The sequence below is a fragment of the Duganella sp. Dugasp78 genome (assembly GCF_059491455.1).
On the sequence record NZ_CP168506.1, the window covers coordinates 2,595,477 to 2,619,532 of the forward strand.

A 24,056-nucleotide genomic window follows, 5' to 3' on the forward strand; every position below is an offset into this window, starting at 1 on the left:
GGTTTTTTTTGGGTTCATCGCGGTTAGCGGCATCATCCCGTCGCCTGCCGCCCAACTGGCAATCGAAAATCATTAGTCCCATTGGCGATTTTGTCCATTGTCCGTGGGTTCTTCTTGAATCACAATATTTGCTAACGAGCCGGCCCCCAGTTCCAACTCCATACAGAGACGATGCGATTACTTCCAATCACGGCGATGCTGGCGGCGCTACTTGCTTGCGTGCCGGCCCCAGGTTTCGCCGAACCCAAACAACGCCTGATTGTCCTCAGTGATATCGAGGCCGATCCCGATGACAGCCAGTCGCTCGTGCGCTTGCTTCTGTACGCGAACCAGATCGATATCGAAGGCATCGTCGCCACCACCTCCACGCATCAGAAGTGGCGTATCGCACCGGAATCCATGCACGCGATCATCGACGCCTACGGCCGAGTACAACCCAATCTGCTGAAGCACGAACCGGGTTTTCCGAAAGCGCAGGCACTGAAGGCGCTGGTGCGCTCCGGCTCGAAACTCTACGGCATGCAAGGTGTCGGCGACGACAAGGACTCGCCGGGATCGGACGCCATCATCCAGGCCCTGGAGAAAAACGATGCGCGACCGCTTTGGGTTTCAGTCTGGGGAGGTGTCAATACCCTTGCTCAAGCGCTGTATCGGATTGGCCACGACCGGACGCCGGAGCAGGCCGCTCGCCTGATCAGCAAGTTGCGCGTCTACACGATCTCCGATCAGGACGATTCCGGTATCTGGATACGCACCAAGTTTCCCGATCTGTTTTATATCGTCAGCCCCGGCGGGTATGGCAACGGTACCTGGACTGGCATCCACACGGCCGAGCCGGGCTTCGACAGCACGGAGGTGAGCAACAACTGGATCGCAGCGAATATCCAACAGGGGCATGGACCGCTGGGCGCGATGTATCCGGATGTCTCCTTTGGCATGGAGGGCGATTCGCCATCCTTCATGTCCTTGATACCTAACGGCCTGAACGCACCCGAGCATCCGGACTGGGGCGGCTGGGGTGGGCGCTACGAGTTCTATACGCCAGCGTTGGAGACGACCAACCCGGAAGGTTTCACCGGCAACGTACCTGTATTGCAAGAGCCGCATGCCATCTGGACGAACGCCGTGGACAGTTACAGGCCGACTGTTCACAACGACTACGGCCGCGCCGTGCGCGCCCACGATAAGGTCTCCACTGGGTACAGGACGACGATCTGGCGCTGGCGCAAAGAGTTCCAGAACGATTTCGCCGCGCGCATGGACTGGAGCATCAAGCCGTACAAGGGGGCGAATCATCCGCCGGTGGTTAAGCTCAGCCCTGGCGATCGGCTGACCATCAAATCTGGCGAAGTCTTCACGCTGAGCGCCGCCGGCAGCTCAGACCCCGATGGGGATCACTTGAGCTACCTGTGGTTTCAGTATCCCGAAGCCGGCAGCTACAAGGAGCCGATCAAGCTGGGGTATGCGGAAAATTATCATACCGTTTCGGGGCAGGCGCCAGTGGTGAGCAAGCCGGAGACCGCGCACTTCATCGTTCAGGTGACCGATATGGGCAGTCCGGCGCTGACGCGCTACGGGCGCGTCGTTGTCACTATCGTGCCGCCTGCGCCCGGAGCAAGCAAATAATTTCACCGCGGTGAGGTACGGCCGGGAAAAATAGGAATCGTCTCGCGTATGCCCGCGGCAAGAGCAAAAAAAAGGCCGGCGCCTTATGACGCCGGCCTTTCGCGTTACTGCCCTGCTGGTTTAATCTTTGTGATGGAACGGTGCGTACCAGGTGACGATGAACGACGGGATCGTGGCGGCCATCACCAGCCAGAAGTAGTGCACATAACCCAGGGCCTGCTGCAGGTGGCCGCTGACGATGCCGGTGACCATCATGCATAAGCCCATCAGGCCCGTGCCGAAGGCGTAGTGCGTAGTGGTGTACTTGCCCGGCGCCAGCTGCTGCATCAGGTAGATCATGAAGCCCACCGAACCGAAACCAAAGAAGAACTTCTCGATCGCCACGCCGGCGCTGATGATCAGCAGGTCGTGCGGCTGGTAGATGCTCATCAACAGGAAGGTGACGTTGGGGATGTTGACCGCGCAGCACAGCACGAACAAGGTCGCCGGCAGGCCGCGCCGCGCGACGAAGATCCCGCCCAGCAGGGAGCCAAGCAGCACGGCGATCAGGCCATACGTGCCGTAGATCAGTCCCAGCATCTCGTTCGACAATCCCAGCCCGCCTTGCGCCACCGGATCGACCATGAAGAAGGGACCGATCTTTTCCAGCAGCCCGATACTGAGCCGGAACAGGAAGGCAAACGACACCATCATCCACACGTCGCGCTTCTGGAAGAAGGTGACGAAGGAATCCTTGAGGATGAAGGCCGCTTCGGACACCGACTTCGGCGCGTTCTCCGCCTTGGCGCCGTCCGGCATCACGCGCATATGCCACAGCGCCGCGACGATGGTGATGGCGGCGACGATGAAGAAGATGATGCGCCACGATTCGATCCACTCCGGTCCGAACACGCCGGCCTGGTGATGGAAGTAGTTCGTGTGCAGCCAGCCGCTCAGATACACCATGCCGCCCGAGGCGACGATGGGGCCGATGTTCCAGCTCAGGCTCTGGATGCCGCAGAACAGCGACTGCGTCTTGGCGTCCAGCGAGGTGACGTACACGCCGTCGGACGCGATGTCCTGCGTGGCGCCGACCAGCGACAGCACGCCGAACATGAACACCATCACCACCATGTAGTCCGGCAGCGACATCGCCAGCGCCACGCCGGCGAAACCCAGGCCGATGATCAGCTGCGCGCACAGCACGAAGAACTTCTTGGTGCGGTACATTTCAACGAAGGGCGCGAACAGCGGCTTGATGGTGTAGGCCAGGATCAGGTAGCTGGCGTACTGCGCGGCCTGGCCGTTGTCCATGCCCAGGTTCTTGAACATGATGGAGGTGACGCTGGTGAGCATCATGTAGGTCAGCGCCATCGCGAAGTAGCCGCTGGGGACCCACAGCATCGGCGTGCCGCGCGCGAACATGGCGCGCCATAGCGATGGAGGTTGGTTGGCGGCGGGAGCCTGCGGCTCTTGTGGCACGGCGGATGGTGCGGTTTGCATGATGTCGTCCTCGTTGTTCTCGTCGGAGTGTAAAGCATCAGGCTCTATGGCCTGTAGAAAGGAAAACGCCGGCATCGGCGCCGGCGGGGTTGATACGCTTGTTTCAGGCGGCGTGCGCGGTGCGTTGCGGCCTTTGTTTCAACAGGTACTCGCGATACCAGTGCGCGCTGTGCTTCAAGGTGCGCTTCTGCGTCGCATAGTCGACATGGACGATGCCGAAGCGCTTGGCGTAGCCGGAGTTCCACTCGAAGTTATCGAGCAGGCTCCAAAGGAAGTAGCCCTGGATGTCCACGCCTTGCAGGCGCGCGTCGTTCAGCGCCTTCAGGTGGCGCTGCACGAAATCGATGCGCGCCTCGTCCGGGATCTCGCCGTTGACGATCACGTCCGGGTTGGCCATGCCGTTCTCGGTGATGTAGATCGGCGGCAGCTCGTATTCCGCTTTGAGCTTCAGCAGCAGCTCGGTCAGGCCGTCGGGGAAGATCTCCCAACCCATGTCGGTGGTGCCCAGCTTCGCTTCCGGCTGGCGCGGCGGCGTCTCGGCCGAGCAGTAGGCGCGGAAGTAGTAGTTCACGCCCAGGAAGTCGATCTTGTGCTGGATGTCCTTGAAGTCGTTCTCGTGGATCACCGGCGCGTTGTCGCCGTGGCCTTGCAATGCCAGTTCCGGGTACTTGCCCTTGAAGATGGGGTCCATGAACCACTGCACCGAACGGGCGTATTCGAATTCCGCCATCGCCTTGTCGGCCGCGCTGTCGGTGGCCGCGTCGGCGGTCCACTGATTGAGCACGATGCCCAGCTTGGCCGGGCTGCCGACCGCGCGCATGGCCTGCATCGCCAGCCCGTGCGACAGTAGCAGGTGGTGCGATACCTGGATCGACTGCTTCAGGTCCGCCACGCCCGGCGCGAACTGCGCGTTGCCGTAGCCCAGATTGGCCGTGCACCACGGCTCGTTGTGGGTTGCAATCGTTTTCAGGCGTGAGCCAAAGCGGCGCGCCACTTCGGCGGCATAGTCGGCAAAGCGGTAGGCGGTGTCGCGATTGAGCCAGCCGCCGTCGTCCTGCAGGCCTTGCGGCAGGTCCCAGTGGTAGAGGGTGGCGTGGGCGTCTATGCCCTTGGCCTCCAGTTCGGACAGCAGGCGGTCGTAGAAGGCGAAGCCGGCTTCGTTCCAGGCGCCTTTACCGGTCGGCTGCACGCGCGACCAGGCGATCGAGAAGCGGTAGGCGTCCACGCCCAGGCCGGACATGATGGACACGTCTTCCGGGTAGCGGTGGTAGTGGTCGCAGGCGACGTCGCCGTTGCTGCCGTCGATGACTTTGCCGGGCGTGTGGCTGAAGGTGTCCCAGATCGACGGGCCTTTGCCGTCGGCGGTCGCGCCGCCTTCAATCTGGAAGGCGCTGGTGGCGACGCCCCAGGTAAACGAGGGCGGGAATTGGGTGAAATCGGTCATGTGAGGTCGTTTTGAGGTTTAACGGGTGCGGAATAGGGCATTTTGACGTTTGAAAACGATTTCACGCCACTTGCCTTGATTAGACATCAACTCAAACGGAGTGTCAATCACTAGCTGAGGTGGAGCGGCGGTAAGGGGGGCTGCGGAGGGGGCTGCGAGGGTGGCTGCGGGGGTGACTGCGGGGGTGACTGCGAGGGTGACTGATATAATGCTGCCTCATTGTTCATCGACTCACTTCATTCCATGTCTTCCGATACCCCAAAAGACGGCCCAGCGCGGCCGATGCTCTACGACCCGACCGAACACCGCATCCGCAGCTTCGTCACGCGTGCCGGCCGCCTGTCGACCGCGCAGGCGCGCGCGCTGGAGGAGTTGAGCCCGAAGTACATGATCGAATACGCCAAGGCGCCGCTCGATTATGAGCAGGCCTTCGGCCGCAAGGCGCCGGTGGTGCTGGAGATCGGCTTCGGCATGGGCGGCACCACGGCGCACATCGCCGGCGTGATGCCGGAGAAGGACTTCATCGGCGTCGAAGTGCACACACCCGGCGTGGGCAGCCTGCTCAAGCTGATCGAGGAACAGGGACTGACCAACCTGAAGGCGATCCAGCACGACGCGGTGGAAGTGTTGAACCAGATGATCCCGGACGGTTCGCTGCACGGCGTGCATATCTACTTCCCGGACCCATGGCACAAGGCGCGCCACAACAAGCGCCGCCTGATCCAGTCGCCGTTCGTCAAGCTGCTGGTGCAGAAGCTGGCCGTGGGCGGCTACCTGCATTGCGCCACCGACTGGGAAGACTACGCGGTGCAGATGCTGGAAGTGCTGGGCGCGGAAGAGGGCCTGCAGAACACCGCCGACGGCTATGCGCCGCAGCCGGCTTATCGTCCGCTGACCAAGTTTGAAAACCGCGGCCTGAAACTGGGCCACGGCGTGTGGGACCTGGTCTTCACCAAGAAATAAGCTGCTCCCCCGCACGGCCAGGCGGGGTCAGACCCCGCGGGGTCCGACCCCTAAGCGGCGCGGCTGGCGTATCGCTTAGGGATGCGGGTTTTTTCGGACGATGGCCGCGTTCAAGCGTTTGAACGTCTCGTCCGGCACCGACTTGCTGCACCACAGGCGACGCTCGTAGCCTTTGTACAGGTCGGAGAAGTAGATGCGCTTGTAGTGCGAGGCGGGATAGCCCGAAGCCTTGATCGCGTCCTCCGCCTCCTCCTCCGTGATGAAGAAGTAGTCAATGCTGTGCCGGCGCAGCATGTCCAGCAGCTGCTGGGTGTCGGCCGCGCTGGGGATGGTCGGCGTCTTGTAGCGCAGCAGGCCGCGGTCGATCGCCACGCCGTAGGACGCGCCCTTCTGCACCACCACGCGCAGCTGCTTGTCGGTCAGCGTATCCTTCAGCGGCTCTTCGTCATGCATGGCGGGGTTGCCGCTCCAGGTCAGCGCGAACGGGCGCTTGTCCTCATACACCACTTCCGAGAATTTGCCGACGCGTTCGCGCTCCGGCGTTTGCAACCAGCCCAGCATGCAGGCGGGTTCCTGCTCGGCCGCTTGCATCAGCGCCAGCTGCTGCTTGGCCGGCGTCTGGCGCACAACAAATGGAATGCCGGCTGCTGTGAGCGCGGCGATGGTGGGCGCGGCGGCGTGGCCCGTCAGCACGCCGCGCGTGTCCGCATATTGCAGCGGCGGGCTTTGCGCGTAATGCAGCACCAGCGGCTGTGCCGATGCAGCACCCGCCGCCATCAGCAGGGACAAGGTGAACGCCTTCATCACTTCTCCAGCTGCTCCAGGTCCAGCACCACGACATAGGCCAGGTGGCCGCTCTGCCATACGCCGCCGCCGCGCACCTGGGCGTCGCAGCTGGTGACCTGGCCTTCGATGTCCTTGTGCTTCAGCAGCGCGCGGAAGGCCACCGATGCCTTGGGCGACAGATAACCCGTCATGCGGCCGTTGAGGAAGACCGCAACGGCGGCGCTTTCGTAGGGATTGACGTCGTCCGGCACCAGCGTGGCCAGGTAGGGCGTTGCGGCGGCCTGGTCGCCATGGTCGCCGGCCAGCGCCTTGAGCGTGGCCTGGTAACGCGATTCGTTGACCACCTCGACCAGGAAGCGGCCATCGTCGGACCAGTGCAGCGCGGGCGCGTCTTCGGGCAGCTTGGGCTCGTAGGGCGTGGCGGGGCGCGCCGGCAGCGGCATCGGCTTGGCCGGATTGGTCTTGATGATCGCGTAGATCACCAGGCCGGTGACGGCGATGATCAGCAGGGAGATGGCGAGTTCCATGGCTGGCTAGTTTATCTAAAGGCCGACATCTTAACGCATGCCCTTGGCCTGATACACAATTTTGCCGCCCACCATAGTCTGCAGCACCTTGATGTTGGCGATGTCCTCGACCGGGATGGTGAAGAAATTCCGGTCCAATACGATCATGTCGGCCAGCTTGCCCGGCTCCAGCGATCCGGTCAGCGCCTCCTGGCGCAGCGTGTAGGCGGCGTTGAGCGTGATGGCGCGCAGCACGGCGGCGCGCGGCATGCCGGGCTGCGGTCCCAGCGTGCCGGCGTATTCCTTGCCGGCGTCGGGCGCTGCGGTGCGGGTCACGCCGACCTTCAGCGCGAACCATTCGTCGAGCGGATCGACTGGCCAGTCGCTGCCATAGGCGATGCGCGCGCCGGCGTTCAGCAGCAGCGCCTGCGGTTCGACGATGGCGTAGCGTTGTGGGCCCATGTAGTCCTTCAGCGCACCCACGGTGTCGGGCGCAGGCTTCCCCCACTGGAAGGACAGCACCGGCGTCACATCCAGTTTGGCGAAGCGCGGGTAGTCGGCCGGGGCGACGATTTCGTCGTGCGCCAGCGCCGGGCGGATGTCCTTGCCGGCGGGTGTGGAGCGCAGGTATTCGATGGCGTCCAGCGACTCGCGCACGGCGCGGTCGCCGTCGACGTGGATGTGCGGATCGATGTGGGCCTTGGCCAGTTCCGTCAGCGTGGTCTTCAGCGCTTCGGGCGCGAAGTAGCTGGCCGGGCCGGTGCTGGGGCCGGGCTGCCAGTCCGGCTGGTCCGCCGTGCCCTTGTTGACCAGGTAGGGCTCCAGCATGGTGCCGGTGAAGGCCGGCGCGGAGATCACGCCGTCCATGAACAGTTTGGCGTGGCGCACCTGCATCGACGGCGCCGCCACCGTCGGCCCTTGGTCGAACTGCTTCTGCTGCTTGAGCAGTTCGGCCACCGCGCTTTGCGGCGTGGCGCCTTTATCCAGATCGATCAGCACCGCGAAGTGCGCGCGCGCCGTCAGCTTGCCCTGCTTGTGCAGGTCGGTGAAGGCGGTCATGGTTTCGGGGTCGGTGTAGGCGTCGAGGAAGCTGGTGATGCCCTGCTTGCGCATCGCCGCCAGCGCGGCCTTGGAGGCGGCCAGGTTCTCGGCCACCGTCAGCGGCGGCAGCAGGTTCATCGCCATGTCCTGCGCGGCGTCTTCCAGCAGGCCGGTGGCGTCGCCCTTGGCGTCGCGGGTGATCTTGCCGCCGGCGGGATCGGGCGTGTCGCGCTTGATGCCGGCCAGTTGCACGGCTTTTGAATTGAGCAGCGAGGAGTGGCCGAACGAGGAGCGCACGATGACCGGGCGTTCGGTCTTCAGCGCGTCGAGCGTGGCGGCGGTGGTCTCCACGCCGTCGGGCAGCATCCCTTGCTGGAACCAGTTCACCACCACCAGCCAGCGGCTGACGTCGGACTTCTTGTCCTTGTCGAGGCAGGCCTGGATGCGCGACTGGAATTGTGCGACGGTCAGCGCCGCATAATCGAGGCTGCAGTTGAGCAGACGGCTGCCGCCCGATTGCGGATGCATATGGCCGTCGATCAGGCCGGGCATCAGCATGCGGCCGTGCAGGTCGATCACCTTGGTGGCCTTGCCGGTCAGCGCGACGGCGCCGGCGTTGTCGCCAACGTAGACGATGCGGCCGGCGCGCACGGCCAGCGCCTGCTGCACGCTGTCCCTGGCGTCGACGGTGTAGACGTAGCCGTTGCGGTAGACGGTGTCCGCCGGCGCCTCGGCGCCCTGTGCGGACGCCGCCAATGTCAGCGCCAGTGCGGCGACGTATCTGTTCATGCGTTCCCCTGTTTTATGCGGCTCCCATCACTTTGGTGCGCGGGGCCAGCGGCAGGAACGCCAGCAGGTTCCCCGCCAGGACCAGCGCCAGCCCGGCCAGGGACGTCGGCGTCCAGTGGTAGCCTTCGTAGATCGTTGAGATGGTCAGTGCCACGATGGGGAATAATACCGTGGAATAGGCCGCGCGGTCCGGCCCTATGCGGCCGACCAGCAACAGGTAGGCGGTGAAGCCGATCACCGAGCCGGGGATCGCCAGGTACAGCAGCGCGCCGACGTAGCGCGTGCTCGGCTCCAGCGCGAACGGCATGCCCAGCGCCAGCGCCGCCACGCCCAGCGTGGTGGAGCCGATCAGCATGGCCCAGGTGTTGGTCAGCCACGGCGTCAGGCCCAGCGACTGCATGCGGCTCGACAGCAGGTTCCCGCAGGAGAAGCACAACGTGCCGCCCAGGGTCAGCGCGAGGCCGATCATCACCTTGCTGTCGTTCCAGTGGCCGGCCATTTGCGGCGCGAACAGCAGCACGATGCCGGTCAGGCCGAGCAGGGCGCCCATCATCACCTGGCGGCGTATCGGCCGGCCGAGGAAGATGCGGCCGTTGATGGCGTTCCAGATCGGCGCGGTGGAGAACACCACCGCTTCCAGCCCGCTGGTGATCCACTGGCTGGCATAGTAGAAGCACAGGAAGTTCAGGCAGAACAGCGCCAGGCCCTGGGCGAACAGGTAGCGCCAGGCCTGGCGCGGCGGCCACCACGGCTTGCGCGTGACGAGCAAAAATCCCATCAGCACGGCGGCGGCCAGCCAGAAGCGGTAGGCGATCGACACCGGCGCCGGCACCACGCCAAGCTGGAAGGTGATGGCGATCCAGGTGGTACCCCAGATCAGGACAGTGAGCAGGTAGAGGAAGATATTCATGCGGCCAGCATGCCGCCTGCGCGCGGGCGGCGCTTGTCTGGAATTGCGCAAATTCGCCGGCCGCCGGCGGCGAGGGGGCGCTCCGTGCTAGACTTTAAGCCAACTCATACTGAATGCCCGCGCCGTGCCAGCCCGCCCTTCGAACGCCACCGCCGCCACCGATGCCACCGCCGCCCGCGCGCCGGAGGGGCTGATTTCGCACGCGGTGTTCCGCACCATGTCCGAAACCGACGCGGTGCTGGAGCGCTTCGCCTGGCTGGGCGACGAGCTGGCGGTGGCCATCTGGCGCCGCGACACCGAGGTCGCCGAGACCAGCTACAGCAAACCGGGCCACCACACGCTGTCCTACTACATGGGCGGCGGCTACCGCACCGAGCGTGACGAGCTGCCCGGCCTGTACGGAGCGCCGGAGCGCCTGTGCACGCTGCCGGACTGGCACGAGTCCAGCTGGACGGTGCGCGGGCCGCTGCGCTTCCTGCACGTCTACTTCCTGCCCGAGCACTTCACGCGGCGCGCCGTGGTGGAACTGGACCGCGAGCCGCGCGAGATCACGCTGGCCGACCGCACCTACTTTGAACATGAGCGTATCGGCCGCCTGTGCGCGGGGTTGGCGAACATGTCGTGGGAAGGCGCGGACGGCCGGCTGCTCGCCAACGAGACGGCGCACGAGACCCTGAGCCATCTGCTGCTGTCGCAATCGATGCCGCAGCACCAGCAGCGCGTGCGCGGCGGCCTGGCGCCGGTGGTGCGTCGCCGCCTGGCCGACTACATCGAGGCGAACCTGGGGCGGAATATCTCGCTGGGCATGCTGGCGCAGCTGGCGTGCATGTCGGAGTACCACCTGGCGCGGATGTTCAGGATATCGTTCGGCATGCCGCCGTCGGCATGGATCGCGGCGCGTCGCGTGGAGCATGCGCGCCAGCTGTTGAAGACCACCGACCAGCCCTTGCAGCAGATTGCCGACGCCTGCGGCTACGCGGACCTGAGCCACTTCAGCCACCGCTTCCGCGACGCGGTCGGCGCGCCGCCCAGCCGTTACCGCGGCATCGTTACAGCGTAGGTTTTTCGAACGAGAAGCCGGGCGCGTACAGGTGGTAGCCGTCGAAGTCCTGCTTGCCGATGTCCGCGCCCTGGCTGCGCGCGATCGCGTAGGCCATGCTGAAGTGGAAGTAGAAGTTGGGCAGGATGTAGAGGTTCAGGTATTCGTCGCCGGGCAAGGCGATGTCGGCAAAGCCGGCGCGGTCATGGCACAGGCGTTCGGCGGCGCCGTCAAAGCGCTGCGCGGGAATCGCGGCGACGTAGGCGATGGTGTCGTCGATCTGCTGCGCCAGCGCGGCAATCGACAGCTCCGCGCCGTCGAAACTCACCGGCGCCAGGCCAGCGAGCGGGCAGCAGCCGCGCAGCGCAAAATTGCAGGTGGCCCGCACCTGCGAGGCAAACGGCAGCATCTCCGCGTGCAGTCGGGCGGTGATCATGCCGGCGCCGGTGGCCGCTACCTTTTCCAGCATGCCGCGCAACTGCGACAGCGAACGATTAAAGACGGCCGCCGGCTGCATGCTTATTCCATCTCGCTGATCATGGCGACGATCTCGTCGCCGTAGGAGGCCAGCTTCTTCTCGCCGACGCCCGATATGCCGCGCAGGTCGGACAAGGTGGTCGGACGCGCCTTGGCTATCTCGCGCAGCGTGGCGTCGTTGAAGATGATGTAGGCCGCCACGTCGTGCGCGCGCGCCGTCTCCACCCGCCACCAGCGCAGCTTGTCGAAGATGGCCTGCTCGCGCGGCGACAGGTCGCTCTCCACATAGCCCTTCGAGGCGCGGCTGGCGCTCTTCTGCTTGACCGGCTTCTGGTACTGGCGCAGCTGCACCTTCTGCCCGCCCTTGAGCACCGGCCGCGCGGCGTCGGTCAGCTTGAGCGAGCTGTATTGTTCATGGTCGACTGTCACCAGGCCCAGCGCGATCACCTGGCGCAGGATGGCGCGCCATTCCTGCTCGCTGCGGTCGGCGCCGATGCCGAACACCGACAGCGAATCGTGATGCCAGGTCTTGATGCGGTCCGTCTCCACCCCGCGCAGCACTTCGATCACGTGGCCGGCGGCGAAGCGCTGGTCGACCCGGTACACGGCCGACAGCAGCTTCTGCACCGGCACCGTGCCGTCGAAGGACACCGGCGGGATCAGACAGGTATCGCAGTTGCCGCAAGGGCCGGACTGCTCGCCGAAATAATCGAGCAGGCGCACGCGCCGGCAGCTCAGCGTTTCGCACAGGCCCAGCATCGCATCGAGCTTGGTGCCCAGCACGCGCTTGAAGGTTTCGTCGGCCTCGGATTCGTCGATCATCCGGCGCTGCAGCACCACGTCCTGCAGGCCGTAGGCCATCCAGGCACTGGACGGTTCGCCATCGCGGCCCGCGCGGCCTGTCTCCTGGTAGTAGCCCTCGATACTCTTGGGCAGATCCAGGTGGCAGACGAAGCGCACGTTGGGTTTGTCGATGCCCATGCCGAAGGCGATGGTGGCGCACATGACGATGTTCTCTTCGCGCAGGAATTTGGCCTGGTTGGCCGCGCGCTTGGCGTGCTCCATGCCGGCGTGGTAGGCCATGGCCCGCACGCCGTTCTCGTTCAGGAATTCGGCGGTCTCCTCGACCTTCTTGCGCGACAGGCAGTAGACGATGCCGCAGTCGCCGCCATGCTCGGTGGTGATGAAGTCCAGCAGCTGCTTGCGGCCGTTGGCCTTCTCGACGATCTGGTAGCGGATGTTGGGGCGGTCGAACGAGGACACGAATTGCATTGCGTCGCCCAGCTGCAGGCGGTGGACGATCTCGGCGCGTGTCTGCTGGTCGGCGGTGGCGGTGAGCGCGATGCGCGGCACGTTGGGGAACTGCTCGTGCAGCACCGACAGCTTGATGTACTCGGGCCGGAAGTCATGCCCCCATTGCGACACGCAGTGCGCCTCGTCGATGGCGAACAGCGCGATCTTCGATGCCTGGAACAGGTTCAGGCAGCGCTCCGTCATCAGCCGTTCGGGCGCCACGTAGACCAGGTCGATCTCGCCCATGCGCACCTGGCGCTCGATGCGCGAAGCTTCCTCGTAGGTCTGGGTGGAGTTGAGGAAGGCGGCGCGCACGCCCACCTCGGCCAGCGCGTCCACCTGGTCCTGCATCAGCGCGATCAGCGGCGAGATGACCACGCCGACGCCGTCGCGCACCAGCGCGGGTATCTGATAGCACAGCGACTTGCCGCCGCCGGTGGGCATCAGGACCAGCGCGTCGCCGCCACCGCTGACATGGCCGACGATCTCCGCCTGCTGTCCGCGGAAGGCCGGGTAGCCAAACACGGTTTGCAGCAGCTGAAGGGCGCGCTCGTTATTTTCCTGATGATCCATTGCTACTACTCGTTTCTACTGCAAAGATGTTAGTCGGCCCAGACGATCATACCGGTGTAACCGGTGACCAGCACCATCAGGCCGAAGGCGATGCGATACCACGCGAACGCGGTGAAGGTGTGCGAGCTGATATAGCGCAGCAGCCAGCGCACGCACAGGAAGGCCGAGACGAAGGCCGCCACGGTGCCGATCGAGAACAGCGGCAGGTCGGAGGCCGACAGCAGCGCGCGTTCCTTGTACAGCGAATACACGGTGGCGCCCAGCAGCGTGGGGATCGCCAGGAAGAACGAGAACTCGGTGGCCACCTTGCGCGACAGGCCGAAGATCATGCTGCCCATGATGGTGGCGCCGGAGCGGCTGGTGCCCGGGATCAGCGCGAACGCCTGGGCGATGCCGATCTTGATGGCGTCCATCGGTGTGATGTCGTCCACCGAATTGATGCGGGCCATGGCCGGATTGGCCTTCTCGCGCTTTTCCACCCACAGGATGACCAGGGCGCCGACGATGAAGGCCAGCGCCACCGGCACCGGCGCGAACAGCTTGGCCTTGATGGCCTTGTTGAACAGCACGCCCAGCACGGCGGCCGGCAGGAAGGCGATCAGCACGTTGAGCGCGAAGCGCTGCTGTTTCGGGTCGCCCAGGCCGGTCAGCACGGCGGCGATGCGCGCGCGGTACTCCCAGCAGACGGCGAAGATGGCGCCCGCCTGGATGACGATCTCGAACACTTTCATCTTTTCTTCCATGCCCTGGAAGCCCAGCAGGTGCTCCGCCAGAATCAAATGGCCGGTCGACGAGATCGGCAGGAATTCCGTGAAACCTTCAACCAGGCCCATGATCAGGGCTTTGAGAGCGAGAACGATATCCATGAAGTAAGTAATTAGTTGGTGGGAAAGAGGGCGCTGTCATAGCGCCGGGGTCGAAGCTTACCATGTTCGCCGCCCCGGATTCTGAATCTCACTCAAGCGTAATGCGGTTTTGGGCGGCCAAACGAAAAAACGCCCCGGAACGGGGCGTTGAAAGGAAGATATTTCGACCGCGGGCGCTTACCAGCTGGCCTTGAGCGTGTACTTGCCGCTGGTGGCGCCGGTGCCGCCGCCGTAGTAGATCACCTTGGCGTACAGCGTGCCAGCGGTGCCGTAGCTGACGCTGTCGGCCGCGCCGGTGCCGTTGACGCTGGACGCGACCTTGGTGCCGGCGCTGTTGTACAGCTCCAGGTCGTAGTCCGAGCTGGCGTTCGGGGTCAGCGTCACGGCCAGCGTTTTACCGGTCGGCAGCACGATCTTATAGTAGTCGACGTCGCTCGAGGCGCTCATGGTGCCGTTGACCGTGGTGCCGGCCGTGGTGATGGCCTGCGCGGTGGCGGTGGTGTTGTTGCTCTCGACCTCGTTGATGGTCGGGCCGCTGACCACCGACGACAGGATGTTCTGCGCCTCGAACTTGGCCTGGAAGGTGTTGGCGTAGCTGAGGTCGGACGGGAACAGCGTCTTGGCGGCGTTGACGATGGCGGTGGCCATGGCTGGCATCTTGACGTTGCTGCCCAGGCCGAAGTGCGCCTCCAGGATGATCTGGTCGATATTGGCGCGCGGCTTGCCGGCGGCGATCAGCGCCACCATGGACTGGTACAGCGGCGCCGACCACAATTCATCCGACTGGAACGTCACGCCGCCCTCGGTCACCGACTGGTGCGCGGCGTAGGTCTTGCTGGCGTTGTACTTGGCGTCGGTGCGGTTCAGCAGGCGGCCGTCCCAGCAGGCGCCGTGGCCGTCCCAGCTGAAGGCCCACTCGGGGTGGTAGATCTTGCCGTTCGGTGTGCTGTACGAGTAGGACGCGGCCCAGTAGTCGCCGAAGCCTTCGCCCATGGCGCCGGTGTCGCCGCCGCTCCAGCTGCTGTCGATGTTGGCCTGGATGCCGTGGCCGTATTCGTGCAGGATCACGTCCGCGTCCTCGCTATCGTTGACGCAGCCGTGGCCGAAGGCCAGGTAGTCGGAGCCGGCCGCGCCGCCGCTGTAGTGCGAGTTGTCGTCGCCGTTGACGCCGTTGGTGTCGACGTCCAGCGGACGGTTGATGATGGACTTGGTGCCGGTGAAGCCCAGCGACTGGATGTAGCGCTGGCTCTGGTCCAGGTGGAAGTAGACGTTGGTGTCGTCGAAGGCGTCGTTGCCGCGCTTGGCCGTCCACACGCCGTTGCTGGTGGTGCTGGGCGCGGTGTTCGGCGCTTCGATGTCCTTGATGTTGACGAACGGGCCGCTCAGCTTGTAGACGCCGCTGGCCACCGTCAGGTCGCGCAGGGTCTTGGTCGAGTAGGCGGCGTCGAAGGCGGAGGCGGGCGAGGTGTCGGTCAGGGCGTCGGTGTTGAGCACCGTGCGCGGATCGGGATCGAAGGCGTAGCCGGAACCGTTGATGCCGGACGGCGTGACGGCCGCCACGGCGCCGCCCTGCAAGGCCTGGCGGCCATGCGTGCCCTGGCTGTCGTTGAGCGCCTTGGTGGCGGCGTGGCGGTCCAGCACGGGGCCGGCCAGCTCGGCGCGCGCGTCCAGCGTGCGCTTGCCGCGGCGCGGCAGCGAGGTGGAATAGGAGCCGATGACGGTGCCGTCATGCGCGTTCAGGAACTGCACGAAGCCGCCGGTCGGCATCTGCGCCTCGATGCGCACCTTGCGCGCCAGCTGCACGCCATCCTTGGTGGTCACCCACACCAGCTCGGTGGACGGGGCGGCCACCAGCGGGTGCTGCACCTTCATATTGGTCCAGGCCTTGTCCAGCGCCTGGTCTTCGGTGATCTGGGCCTGGTTGTACAGCTGGTTGACGGCGCTGGCGTCGACCTTGTCGGAGATGTGGCGGGTTTCGTTGAAGATCTTCTGCAGCTGGCCGTTCTTGCCGATCGAGACGATGATCTCGGCCCGGTCCACGGGCAGGCCGCGCAGCATCTGCTGGTAGTGGTAGTGCTTGCCGGTGAGCGATTCCTGCACCTTCACCAGTCCCAGGTTGTTCAGCGAGGCCGGCAGGCCGAACTGGGCCGCGTTCTGTCGCAGCGCATCGTCGGCCGTGGCGGCGGTGGTGCCGGAGTACAGCGTCAGGTTGTCGACGGAATAGCTGCCGGCGTGCGCGGAGCCCGCGTAAGCCAGGACGATCAGGGATGCAATCAGGGGACGGGCGAAGTGGCGCATGCTGCGTGAACTCCTATGGATAGTGGGTTATTCGGTATGCGAGCCTTGTGGGTGCCAAACGAGTATAGCCACGACTTTTTGCCGTTTGTAAAATCGGGCGTTATTAGACATTTTTCCGGATACTGTTAAAAATGAGACATGGCGGCGCGGCGCGCGCGGCGCTAAGATGGGTTCCAAATAACCGCGAAAGGCCGCTTATGCACAGGCTGTTTTCCCTGCTCCTGCCGATCGCGCTGGCGTCCGGCTGCGCGATGGCGCAAGCGCCGCAGCCGATCGAAGATACGGAGCCGGAGGTGACCAGGCAGGTCGCCGCCGCAGTCGCGAAGATGACGGTGGACCCGGCGGCCGATGCGTCGCTGCTGAGTGGCTGTCCGGAAAAGACGCCGCAGTCGCTTGAGCTGTTGAGGCGCACGGTTGACGGCGAAGAGCGCACCTACTTGTACCGCACCCGCTGTGGCAAGTCACTGCTGGTGTCCGCCACCTTTGGAAAAAACCGCGCCATCAAGCGCTTGCAATTAAATGCCGAATAAACCCATTCCCTCACCACTGGAGGGCATTATTCCGATCAATCCGGTCCAGTCGCGCTCGAACGATGCGCAGGTGCAGGATGGGGTAGACGTTGACGACAAGCTGCACCATTAAAAACAGGACGGCTTCAAGGTACAGGCCACGAGACAAGGTGTAGGCAATATATGCCGTAAGCCAGATCGCGGCCCAGAAGTGGATTGCCTCCGAAACCTCCGCCCGGCGGCTCAATTTGGCGAGGCTACGCCGCCCGTCCGCAAGATAGACGGAACCGTTGAGATAACGAAGAGGCGTGTTCCGGACAAGCGCGCCGAAAGCGGCCACCCCGAACCAGCGATAGGCGCCGTTCTTTGGATTCACTGGCCGCAGCGCCTGGGGCATGCGGACCGCAAACAAAGGTTCCGCCATGTTGGCGAGCGCCATGAAGTAGAACATCAACAGCAGTCCGAGCCAGGGGGAGTCCGGACCAATGACCTTGGCGAGCATGTCGAAACAGACGGCAAACACCGCCGCCACGATTAAGACTTTGCCAAGATCGCGCCACACTTTCATTGAATTATCTCCAATCGTCCAGTATATCGCCGCAGGAAGCCGCTGGCGCGCGCAAAAAAATGCCCTCCGTCCGCGCAGGGAAACTGTGCGGACGGAGGGCGAAAGAGCGACCGGACGGCAAGGTCGCGAGGAGAGGCAAGCTTTAGAACGTCATGTCCAGGCGGGCGCCGAAGTAGCGCTGGAAGTCGCGCGGCGGCAGCCACTCGGTGGTGTTGACCACCAGCGGCACATTGGGCGCCTTGCTGCTCCAGTTGCTGTTGGCATAGCCGTTGTTCAGGCCGGCCGCATAGCGCTTGTCGAACAGGTTGTTGATCAGGAAGGTGAACTTGTAGCGGTCCTGCTTGTCCTTCACGCCCAGGCTCAGGTTGGTGATGCTGTACGCCCCCTGCACCGTCATCGGATCCTGGTTCAGCGAGAACTGCGTGCGACTCTGGTAGCGCGTGGTGGCCGCGACGAAGCCGTTGAAGCTTTGCGCCGGCAGCACCAGGTCGTACTGCCCGCCCAGGTTGACCTTGATCTTGGGCGCGTTGGGCAGCGTCTTGCCGGCCAGGTTCTGCACATTGCTGTTGTTGTACTTGGGACTGACCACGCAGCCCGGCCCGATCACCGTGCCGGTGCCGGTGGCGTTGAGCACGTTATAGCACGGGCCGTTCTCGAAGGACTGGATGGTGGCCTCGGTGTAGGCGAAGCTGCCGTTCAGCTGCAGCTCGCGCGTCACGCGCACGCTGCCTTCCGCCTCCAGGCCCTGCGTGCGCAGGCCGCCGATGCTGTTCAAGCCGGTGCGGTAGGTGCCGTCGGCGTCGAAAAAGCTCGACGATTGCTGGAAGTTCGAGAAGTTGGTGCGGAACAGCGCCACGCTGAACATCGCGCGGTTGTCGAGCAGGCTTTGCTTCAGGCCGATCTCGTAGCTCTTCGCGGTTTCCGGCTTGACGGCCGGCAGCCTGGCGGTGGCGGCCGTGAAGCCGGACGTCAGGTCGTAGGCCACGCCCTTGTGGCCGGTCGAGGCCATGGCGTAGACCATGCTGTCCCGGTTGATGCGGTGCTCCAGGCCCAGCTTGCCGGTGAAGCTCTTGTCGTTGTCTTCCTTGTGGTAGTACTCGGTCAGCGCGTGCACCTGCGGCGGCACCGTGTAGCGGCGGAAGTTGTAGCCGGTGTCCTCGTCGTTGTAGCGGCCGCCCAGGATCAGGCTGGTGTTCGGCACGAAGTCCCACGAGCCCTGGCCGTAGATGGCCTTGCTGGTGTTCCAGGCGTCGGCGCCGTAGGAGGTGCCGTAGGCCTGGATCAGCGGCTCCTTGGTCAGCTCGCGGTTCAGCCAGTTCTTGCCGTACCACAGGCCTGCGACGTAGCGCAGCGCGCCCTTGTCCGGCGAGGTCAGGCGCAGTTCCTGGGTGGTCGAGTGGACGTCGAACGAGCCGTGCTGGAACAGGCCGCCGTGCATGCCGGTCGGCTGGCCGTTGGGCAGCAGCAGGAAGGGCAGGATGTCGATGTCGGTGTTGTCGTTGTCCTGGTAGTCGTCCATGTGGTAGCGGCTGTAGGATGAGATCGAGCTCAGCGTGTGGCCGGCCAGCGGACCGTTGGGGTCGAACGCCCAGTCCAGCTTGATGCCGGTGCCGGCGTCGTGGAACTTGCCGCCGGTGGGATAATCGTTGCGCACGTCGCGGTTGCCGGGGCCGATGGCGATGCCGGCCAGGACCAGCGAGGCCGGCAGCTGCGGCGCGTTGCGGTAGATGCCGCCCGGCGACATATAACTGTAGGCGTTGGAGCAGCAGAACTTCTCGGTGCGGTTGTAGTGCGGCGTCAGCGTGACGGTCAGCTGGTCGAGCGGGTTCCACTCCAGTTTGCCGCTGAGGTTGTCGCCCTTGCTGCCGTTCAGGTGGCCGCCTGTGCTGAGGTCGTTGAGCGTGCCCTGGTAGCTGGTCTTGCTGGCGGCCAGGCGCAGGCGCAAGGTGTCCGAGACGGCGCCGCCGACGCTGACGCCGGCCCGCCATTCGTGGTCGTCGGTCAGGTAGGTGCTGACGGTGGTCTTGAACGGGCCGCCGATGGGCTTGGTGGTGATGTTGAGCGCGCCTGCGATCGAGCTCTTGCCGAACAGCGTGGACTGCGGTCCCTTCAGCACCTCGATGCGGTAGACGTCGGCCAGGTCCTTGAAGGCGCCGGCCTGCATGCCCTGCGGGATGTCGTCGACGATCACCGAGACATCGGCCTCGATGCCGATGCCCAGCGAGAAGGTGCCGATGCCGCGCATATTGATGCTGAAGTTGCCCGGCTGGCTGCCGTAGGACAGCGTCAGCGCCGGCGACAGCGAGGGGATGTCTTCCAGGTCACGCACGTTGGAGCGTTGCAGCACGGCGTCGCCCAGCACGGTGATCGAGGCCGGCACGTCCTGCAGGTTCTGGGCGCGCTTGTTGGCGGTGACGACCACTTGTTCCAGCTTGCCAGTGTCGGCCTGGGCGGCCTGCTGGGCGGTGGCGGCGCTGAGGCCGAGCAGAGGCAGGGCTAGGGCGACTGCGGCCGTGATGGGCCGCAGCGCAGGGATGGCAGGTTTCATGAAGTCTCCAGTTTTTATTAATTGCTATGTGGAATCGCTTCCACTTGTGGTCAAAAATACGCCGGCGATTTTTTTGGACTCCCGGCGGTGCTGCAAATTATTGCGTGCTTATTGCGTACTTATTGTGTGGTCACGGACAGCGGCGCCTTCACCTTGCGCGCGTAATCGCGCACGTAGGACTGCCATGCCGCGCCGTCGGCGAAATCGCCGCTCTTGTTCCAGCCCGCGCCGAAGTAGTAGACGAAAGGCTTGCCCGGCCGGGCCATGCCGAGCGTGAGCTGCTGGCCGTCGGCGACCGCGTAGCCGCTGGCGCCGGCCGGCAGGATCACGCCGCAGCCGGTGATACCGTCGTCGCCGTGCTGCGGCTCCCAGTAACTGGCCCAGCCGCCGGCGGCGTCGGTCACGTACTCGCCCTGGCCGTCGCGTTGCACGATGCCCACGCCCACCGTCAGCGGGCCTTTGCCGCCGGCGCTGTAGCGGCTTTCGACGCGGGTCATATTGGAGCCGGCGTCGATCGAGAAGCGCTTCACCTCGGAGACCATGCGGCCGTTGCCCGCATCCCATTTGCCGAAACCGAGTTCGAATACGGAGCGCAGCGGGCCGTCGGCCAGCACCTTCCAACTCTGGAAATTGGAGGAGTTATGCAGCGCGTTACCGGCGTAGATGGTGGTGCCGCCGCAGCCGCGGTTCTGGCCCACGTGGTAGTAGTCCAGGCCTTCGCCGGCATCCTGGTGATAGGCGCCGTTCTTGTACCATTTGTCCACCACCGGATAGCGCACCCGCTTGACCCACACGTCCACGCCGCTGCTGATCAGGTGCTCCTTCGGGTCCTTGATGATGGCCGGCCCGTAGACCCGGTGCGCGGTGCGGTCGCTCTCCCACGCGAAGTCGTCCAGCCGCTCCGGCACGAAGCGCGCGTGCGTCTTCACGTCTGCCGGCGGCACGGCGGCCAGGCGTTCGGCGGGCAGCAGCAGGTAGCGGCGCGTGTCGCCGGCCGGCACGTTCACGGAGAACAGCAGCTGCTTGCCGATCACCTGCGAATTGACGATCGCCGACGTCGCGGCATCCATCACCACAGGTGCCTTGAATCCCGGCTTGACTTCCACCAGCTCGTCGCCGCGCAGGCTATCGGTGCCATTGGCTACGCTGACCATACGCGGCCTGGCCTGGTCCAGCACCGCCATGCGATACACCTCGCTGCCGGCCAGCAGGAAGCCGCCGACGCCATAGACTTCGGTGGCGTCGTCGTCGAACGATCTGGGGTCCTGGCCGATCGGCTGCACGTGGGTCAGCTTGCCATCGGCCTGCACGTTGGCCACCAGCGCGCCCCACACCTTGCGCACGGAGGGCTGGTAGGTCTTCGCATCCAGCAGGCCCTGGTTGACGCCCCATGCGAAGGCATAGGCGTACAACGCCGAGCCGCTCGATTCCTTCAGCGGATAGCTGGCCGGGTCCAGCAGGCTGGCGCGCCACAGGCCCTCCGGCAGTTGCAGCGTCAGCAGCCGGGCCGCCATCTCCCGGTACTGCTGCTCGAAGCGCGGTCGGGCGGGGTGCTTGGCCGGCAGGTATTGCAGCATGCGCACCAGGCCACCCATCACCCAGCCGTTGCCACGACCCCAGTAGACCTTCTGGCCATTGGCTTCGCGCTTGTCGAAGTATTTGCTGTCGCGGAAGTAGAGATGCGCCTCCTTGTCGTACAGGTAGTCCGACGTCGCCCACCATTCGCTGACGGCGAAGTCCAGGTAGCGCTGGTCGCCGGTGACGGCCCACAGGCGCAGCCAGGTCGGAGGCCCCATGAACAAGGCGTCGCACCACGACCAGCGCTCCTGGTTGCCCGGCACGGTGAAGTCCAGCGTGCCGCTGCGGCGGTTGGCCAGGATGTCATCGAAGCTGGCGCGCATGGCGGCGATCATCTTCGGATCGCGCAGTTGCAGATACAGCTCGGCGTAGGTCTGGCCGATGATGTGGTCATCCGCGTGGTAGTGGTTGGGGCCCAGCTTCCATTGGTTCTTGTCGCCGATGGCGACCATGGCGTCGCGGTATTTGCGGTCGCCCGAGATGCCCGCCAGGGCCATGAAACCGGTATCGCCCACCGCCTGCGTCCAGTCGTCGGTGCGATGCTTGCTGGGGTTGGCCAGCTGCCAGTCCGCTACGCGTTCCATCGCGCTCAATACCGCTTTCGGATTGATGGCGGCCGCCGCGTCGTCGGCGTAGGCAGTTGCCGCGGGCAGCGCCGCCGCGAAGGCGGCCAGCACGGCGGCGTGCAGATACATGGGTTTCATATGGGCGTCTCGTTGAGTTTTATTTGAGTTTTTATTTGTACATCGGTCCTGCGGTGACGAACGGGCCTCCCTGATAGATGGTCGGCGCGTCGCCCGGCGCCGGGTAGGCCGCGCTGTCGGGGAAATTGCCGGCGAACTGGCTGGAGCTGTGCTTGGGCACATAGCCCAGGTGCGAGGCGTGCTTGTTGTCCCACCATTTGGTCGGATTGTCCGAGGTGCCGAAGGTGATCGTGTGGCCCACGCGCGGCGTGAACAGCGAGCAGCGGATCAGTTCCACCAGGTCGTCGTAGGCCAGGTAGGTGACCATCATGCGGCTGGTCTTCGGCTCCGGGAAGGAGGAGCCGATGCGCAGGCACACGGTCTCGGTGCCGAAGCGGTCGTAGTAGTAGCGCGACAGCGCTTCGCCGAAGGCCTTCGACACGCCATAGAAACCGTCGGGCCGCAGCGGCATGGTGGCGTCGACCAGCTCAGTGGTTTCGTAGTAGCCCACCACGTGGCTGGAGCTGGCGTAGATCACGCGCTTGACGCCGCACTTGTGCACCGCCTCGTACAGATGGTGCAGGCCGAGGATGTTGGCGTTCATGATGGGCTCGAACTTGTCTTCCACCGAGATGCCGCCGAAGTGCAGTACGGCGTCCACGCCTTCCATCATCGCCAGCACGCCGTCGCGGTCGCCCAGGTCGCCGATGACGATCTCCTCGCCCGCGCGCGCCGGGCCCAGGTCCTTGACGTCGTTCAGGCGCACCACGTCGGCCCAGGCCTTGGCGCGTTCGCGCAGGATGGTGCCCAGGCCGCCGCCGGCGCCGGTCAGGAGGATGCGTTTGAAGGGTTTTGCGCTGGAAGTAGTAGTCATTTGAGGGGATGTAGTTAAACGTTTAATCGGAAGTATAGCGAATAAATTTCCGAGGTCAATCGCTTTCGTGCCTATGAATGCGCGGACTGTGGCGGATTTGCCGTGCTAAGATCGACCGGGTGGCCGATTAAAATAAAAATCGATTGACTGAACTGATGAAAAAACCCGTACCCACCATCCGCGATGTGGCCGCCGCCGCCGGCGTGTCCACCGCCACCGTGTCCAAGTTCGTCAACGGCGCCCAGCGCTTTTCGGCCGGTGTAGAGGCGACCATCACGCAGGTCATCGCCGACCTGGGTTATCGTTCCAACCCGCTGGCGGCGTCGATGATCACCGGCCGTACAAAGAGCATCGGCCTGTCGGTGCTGGACGTGGCCAATCCGCACTTCACCAGCGTGGTCAAGGGCGCCAACCGTGTGGCACAGCAGCACGGCTACAACCTGCTGCTGGTCGATACCGACGAAGACCCTGGCCGCGAACGTCCCTTGCTGGAGGCACTGAGCCGCCGCGTGGACGGCATGTTCGTCATCTCGCGCATACCGGAATCGGAGATGGACTGGATGCTGGAGCTGGGGAAGCCGATGGTGTTCTTCGGCCACCTGGCGCAGCACGATATTCCCTGGGTGGCGGGCGACGATCATCGCGGCGCCAACATGCTGGCACGGCACCTTGTCGCGCAAGGGCACCGCAGGATCGCCTACCTGGGCTTCTCCAAGTCGCGCCGCGACGAGGAGCGTCTGGCCGGCATCCGCGAGTGCCTGTCCGTGCATGGCCTGCCGCTGGCGGTGCACGACGCCGGCGTGCCGTCGGCGCAGGAAGGGGAGCGCGTGTGTTCGGCCATCATGCTCGCCGCCGACCACCCCGATGCGCTGATCTGCTACAACGATTTGATGGCGTTAGGCTTCATGAAGGCTGCACAAACGCTGGGCTTCCGCGTGCCGGACGACATCTCGGTGGCGGGCTTCGACAACATCCAGTTCGGCGCCTACACCTCGCCGCCGCTGACCACCGTCGACCTGCAAAGCGAGCGATTGGGCGCCGCCGCGATGGAGCTGCTGATCGGCCGGATCGAAGGCAGGCCCGCCGCCGCATACAGCATGATCGAGCCGCAGCTGATCCTGCGCGGCTCCACCGCCAGCCGCGTTTAGCCGCGGATTTTCACATGACGCTTTACGTCCCGGGAAAAATCACATAACATCGGTT

General features: G+C 64.7%; 19 protein-coding genes. 5 read left to right on the forward strand and 14 right to left on the reverse strand.

The window, feature by feature from the left end; genetic code table 11:
* The first annotated feature begins 171 nt into the window (after positions 1 to 171).
* The gene (locus tag ACEN9O_RS11490; protein ID WP_495617667.1) at positions 172 to 1,626 is read left to right on the forward strand and encodes a DUF1593 domain-containing protein; all 1,455 of its coding nucleotides are present in this window, start codon (positions 172 to 174) and stop codon (positions 1,624 to 1,626) included.
* 120 nt (positions 1,627 to 1,746) lie between these two features.
* Here the strand turns inward: ACEN9O_RS11490 and ACEN9O_RS11495 are convergent, their stop codons facing one another.
* Together ACEN9O_RS11495 and ACEN9O_RS11500 are read right to left on the reverse strand one after the other, a co-directional pair.
* Positions 1,747 to 3,108, reverse strand: coding sequence for an MFS transporter (locus tag ACEN9O_RS11495; RefSeq protein WP_495617668.1), 1,362 nt, complete (start codon positions 3,106 to 3,108; stop codon positions 1,747 to 1,749).
* A gap of 103 nt (positions 3,109 to 3,211) precedes the next feature.
* Positions 3,212 to 4,552: a GH1 family beta-glucosidase gene (locus ACEN9O_RS11500; RefSeq protein ID WP_495617669.1), complete on the reverse strand. Its 1,341-nt coding sequence runs from the start codon at positions 4,550 to 4,552 to the stop codon at positions 3,212 to 3,214.
* A 282-nt stretch (positions 4,553 to 4,834) separates the two neighbouring features.
* Between ACEN9O_RS11500 and trmB the strand changes: the two genes are divergently transcribed.
* Positions 4,835 to 5,515: a tRNA (guanosine(46)-N7)-methyltransferase TrmB gene (trmB, locus tag ACEN9O_RS11505; RefSeq protein ID WP_070270909.1), complete on the forward strand. Its 681-nt coding sequence runs from the start codon at positions 4,835 to 4,837 to the stop codon at positions 5,513 to 5,515.
* Between the two features lie 75 nt (positions 5,516 to 5,590).
* Here the strand turns inward: trmB and ACEN9O_RS11510 are convergent, their stop codons facing one another.
* From ACEN9O_RS11510 to ACEN9O_RS11525, 4 genes are read right to left on the reverse strand one after another with little or no spacing between them, the layout of a single operon-like run.
* Positions 5,591 to 6,319 carry an ABC transporter substrate-binding protein gene (locus ACEN9O_RS11510; RefSeq protein WP_495617670.1) on the reverse strand — a complete coding sequence of 243 codons (729 nt, stop codon included), beginning with the start codon at positions 6,317 to 6,319 and terminating at the stop codon, positions 5,591 to 5,593.
* Positions 6,319 to 6,828 (reverse strand): hypothetical protein, encoded by a 510-nt coding sequence (locus tag ACEN9O_RS11515; protein WP_495617671.1) that lies wholly within the window; start codon positions 6,826 to 6,828, stop codon positions 6,319 to 6,321. Before ACEN9O_RS11515 ends, ACEN9O_RS11510 begins: the two co-directional genes overlap by 1 nt.
* Before the next feature lie 30 nt (positions 6,829 to 6,858).
* Positions 6,859 to 8,637, reverse strand: a complete 1,779-nt coding sequence (locus tag ACEN9O_RS11520; RefSeq protein WP_495617672.1) for an amidohydrolase — start codon at positions 8,635 to 8,637, stop codon at positions 6,859 to 6,861.
* Positions 8,638 to 8,650: 13 nt separating this feature from the next.
* Positions 8,651 to 9,547, reverse strand: a complete 897-nt coding sequence (locus tag ACEN9O_RS11525) for a DMT family transporter (RefSeq protein WP_495617673.1) — start codon at positions 9,545 to 9,547, stop codon at positions 8,651 to 8,653.
* 124 nt (positions 9,548 to 9,671) lie between these two features.
* On the opposite strand from ACEN9O_RS11525, the gene ACEN9O_RS11530 reads away from it, so the two are divergent.
* Entirely contained in the window at positions 9,672 to 10,607 is a 936-nt protein-coding gene (locus tag ACEN9O_RS11530) for a helix-turn-helix domain-containing protein (RefSeq protein WP_495617674.1), read from the forward strand.
* Here the strand turns inward: ACEN9O_RS11530 and ACEN9O_RS11535 are convergent.
* From ACEN9O_RS11535 to ACEN9O_RS11550, 4 genes are all read right to left on the reverse strand, one after another.
* On the reverse strand, positions 10,597 to 11,103 hold the full coding sequence (locus ACEN9O_RS11535) for a DUF1993 family protein (RefSeq protein ID WP_495617675.1): 507 nt from the start codon (positions 11,101 to 11,103) through the stop codon (positions 10,597 to 10,599). The genes ACEN9O_RS11530 and ACEN9O_RS11535 overlap by 11 nt on opposite strands.
* Positions 11,104 to 11,105: 2 nt before the next feature.
* Positions 11,106 to 12,929, reverse strand: a complete 1,824-nt coding sequence (gene recQ / locus ACEN9O_RS11540; RefSeq protein WP_495617676.1) for a DNA helicase RecQ — start codon at positions 12,927 to 12,929, stop codon at positions 11,106 to 11,108.
* Between the two features lie 29 nt (positions 12,930 to 12,958).
* Complete coding sequence (locus ACEN9O_RS11545) at positions 12,959 to 13,795, reverse strand: undecaprenyl-diphosphate phosphatase (RefSeq protein WP_495617677.1); 837 nt, start codon at positions 13,793 to 13,795, stop codon at positions 12,959 to 12,961.
* A 177-nt stretch (positions 13,796 to 13,972) separates the two neighbouring features.
* Positions 13,973 to 16,093, reverse strand: a complete 2,121-nt coding sequence (locus tag ACEN9O_RS11550; RefSeq protein ID WP_495617678.1) for a M36 family metallopeptidase — start codon at positions 16,091 to 16,093, stop codon at positions 13,973 to 13,975.
* Between the two features lie 197 nt (positions 16,094 to 16,290).
* Between ACEN9O_RS11550 and ACEN9O_RS11555 the strand changes: the two genes are divergently transcribed.
* On the forward strand, positions 16,291 to 16,623 hold the full coding sequence (locus ACEN9O_RS11555) for a hypothetical protein (RefSeq protein ID WP_495617679.1): 333 nt from the start codon (positions 16,291 to 16,293) through the stop codon (positions 16,621 to 16,623).
* Positions 16,624 to 16,633: 10 nt separating this feature from the next.
* Here ACEN9O_RS11555 and ACEN9O_RS11560 read toward each other — a convergent pair whose 3' ends face one another.
* From ACEN9O_RS11560 to ACEN9O_RS11575, 4 genes are all read right to left on the reverse strand, one after another.
* The gene (locus ACEN9O_RS11560; protein WP_495617680.1) at positions 16,634 to 17,170 is read right to left on the reverse strand and encodes a glycosyl-4,4'-diaponeurosporenoate acyltransferase CrtO family protein; all 537 of its coding nucleotides are present in this window, start codon (positions 17,168 to 17,170) and stop codon (positions 16,634 to 16,636) included.
* A gap of 142 nt (positions 17,171 to 17,312) precedes the next feature.
* Positions 17,313 to 19,718 (reverse strand): TonB-dependent receptor, encoded by a 2,406-nt coding sequence (locus tag ACEN9O_RS11565; protein ID WP_495617681.1) that lies wholly within the window; start codon positions 19,716 to 19,718, stop codon positions 17,313 to 17,315.
* A gap of 119 nt (positions 19,719 to 19,837) precedes the next feature.
* Positions 19,838 to 22,000, reverse strand: coding sequence for a glycoside hydrolase family 88 protein (locus ACEN9O_RS11570; protein ID WP_495617682.1), 2,163 nt, complete (start codon positions 21,998 to 22,000; stop codon positions 19,838 to 19,840).
* A 31-nt stretch (positions 22,001 to 22,031) separates the two neighbouring features.
* The gene (locus ACEN9O_RS11575) at positions 22,032 to 22,853 is read right to left on the reverse strand and encodes an NAD-dependent epimerase/dehydratase family protein (RefSeq protein WP_495617683.1); all 822 of its coding nucleotides are present in this window, start codon (positions 22,851 to 22,853) and stop codon (positions 22,032 to 22,034) included.
* Between the two features lie 155 nt (positions 22,854 to 23,008).
* Between ACEN9O_RS11575 and ACEN9O_RS11580 the strand changes: the two genes are divergently transcribed.
* The gene (locus ACEN9O_RS11580; protein ID WP_495617684.1) at positions 23,009 to 24,001 is read left to right on the forward strand and encodes a LacI family DNA-binding transcriptional regulator; all 993 of its coding nucleotides are present in this window, start codon (positions 23,009 to 23,011) and stop codon (positions 23,999 to 24,001) included.
* Positions 24,002 to 24,056: the final 55 nt, after the last annotated feature.

Excerpts from the sequence above, each read along its gene's own strand:
- ACEN9O_RS11570 (WP_495617682.1), bottom strand. The coding sequence starts at position 22,000 with ATGAAACCCATGTATCTGCACGCCGCCGTGCTGGCCGCCTTCGCGGCG.
- ACEN9O_RS11580 (WP_495617684.1), top strand. The coding sequence starts at position 23,009 with ATGAAAAAACCCGTACCCACCATCCGCGATGTGGCCGCCGCCGCCGGC.
- ACEN9O_RS11490 (WP_495617667.1), top strand. The coding sequence starts at position 172 with ATGCGATTACTTCCAATCACGGCGATGCTGGCGGCGCTACTTGCTTGC.
- ACEN9O_RS11550 (WP_495617678.1), bottom strand. The coding sequence starts at position 16,093 with ATGCGCCACTTCGCCCGTCCCCTGATTGCATCCCTGATCGTCCTGGCT.
- ACEN9O_RS11500 (WP_495617669.1), bottom strand. The coding sequence starts at position 4,552 with ATGACCGATTTCACCCAATTCCCGCCCTCGTTTACCTGGGGCGTCGCC.
- ACEN9O_RS11525 (WP_495617673.1), bottom strand. The coding sequence starts at position 9,547 with ATGAATATCTTCCTCTACCTGCTCACTGTCCTGATCTGGGGTACCACC.
- ACEN9O_RS11545 (WP_495617677.1), bottom strand. The coding sequence starts at position 13,795 with ATGGATATCGTTCTCGCTCTCAAAGCCCTGATCATGGGCCTGGTTGAA.
- ACEN9O_RS11495 (WP_495617668.1), bottom strand. The coding sequence starts at position 3,108 with ATGCAAACCGCACCATCCGCCGTGCCACAAGAGCCGCAGGCTCCCGCC.
- ACEN9O_RS11575 (WP_495617683.1), bottom strand. The coding sequence starts at position 22,853 with ATGACTACTACTTCCAGCGCAAAACCCTTCAAACGCATCCTCCTGACC.
- ACEN9O_RS11555 (WP_495617679.1), top strand. The coding sequence starts at position 16,291 with ATGCACAGGCTGTTTTCCCTGCTCCTGCCGATCGCGCTGGCGTCCGGC.
- ACEN9O_RS11510 (WP_495617670.1), bottom strand. The coding sequence starts at position 6,319 with ATGAAGGCGTTCACCTTGTCCCTGCTGATGGCGGCGGGTGCTGCATCG.
- ACEN9O_RS11560 (WP_495617680.1), bottom strand. The coding sequence starts at position 17,170 with ATGAAAGTGTGGCGCGATCTTGGCAAAGTCTTAATCGTGGCGGCGGTG.
- ACEN9O_RS11565 (WP_495617681.1), bottom strand. The coding sequence starts at position 19,718 with ATGAAACCTGCCATCCCTGCGCTGCGGCCCATCACGGCCGCAGTCGCC.
- ACEN9O_RS11520 (WP_495617672.1), bottom strand. The coding sequence starts at position 8,637 with ATGAACAGATACGTCGCCGCACTGGCGCTGACATTGGCGGCGTCCGCA.
- ACEN9O_RS11535 (WP_495617675.1), bottom strand. The coding sequence starts at position 11,103 with ATGCAGCCGGCGGCCGTCTTTAATCGTTCGCTGTCGCAGTTGCGCGGC.
- recQ (WP_495617676.1), bottom strand. The coding sequence starts at position 12,929 with ATGGATCATCAGGAAAATAACGAGCGCGCCCTTCAGCTGCTGCAAACC.
- ACEN9O_RS11515 (WP_495617671.1), bottom strand. The coding sequence starts at position 6,828 with ATGGAACTCGCCATCTCCCTGCTGATCATCGCCGTCACCGGCCTGGTG.
- trmB (WP_070270909.1), top strand. The coding sequence starts at position 4,835 with ATGCTCTACGACCCGACCGAACACCGCATCCGCAGCTTCGTCACGCGT.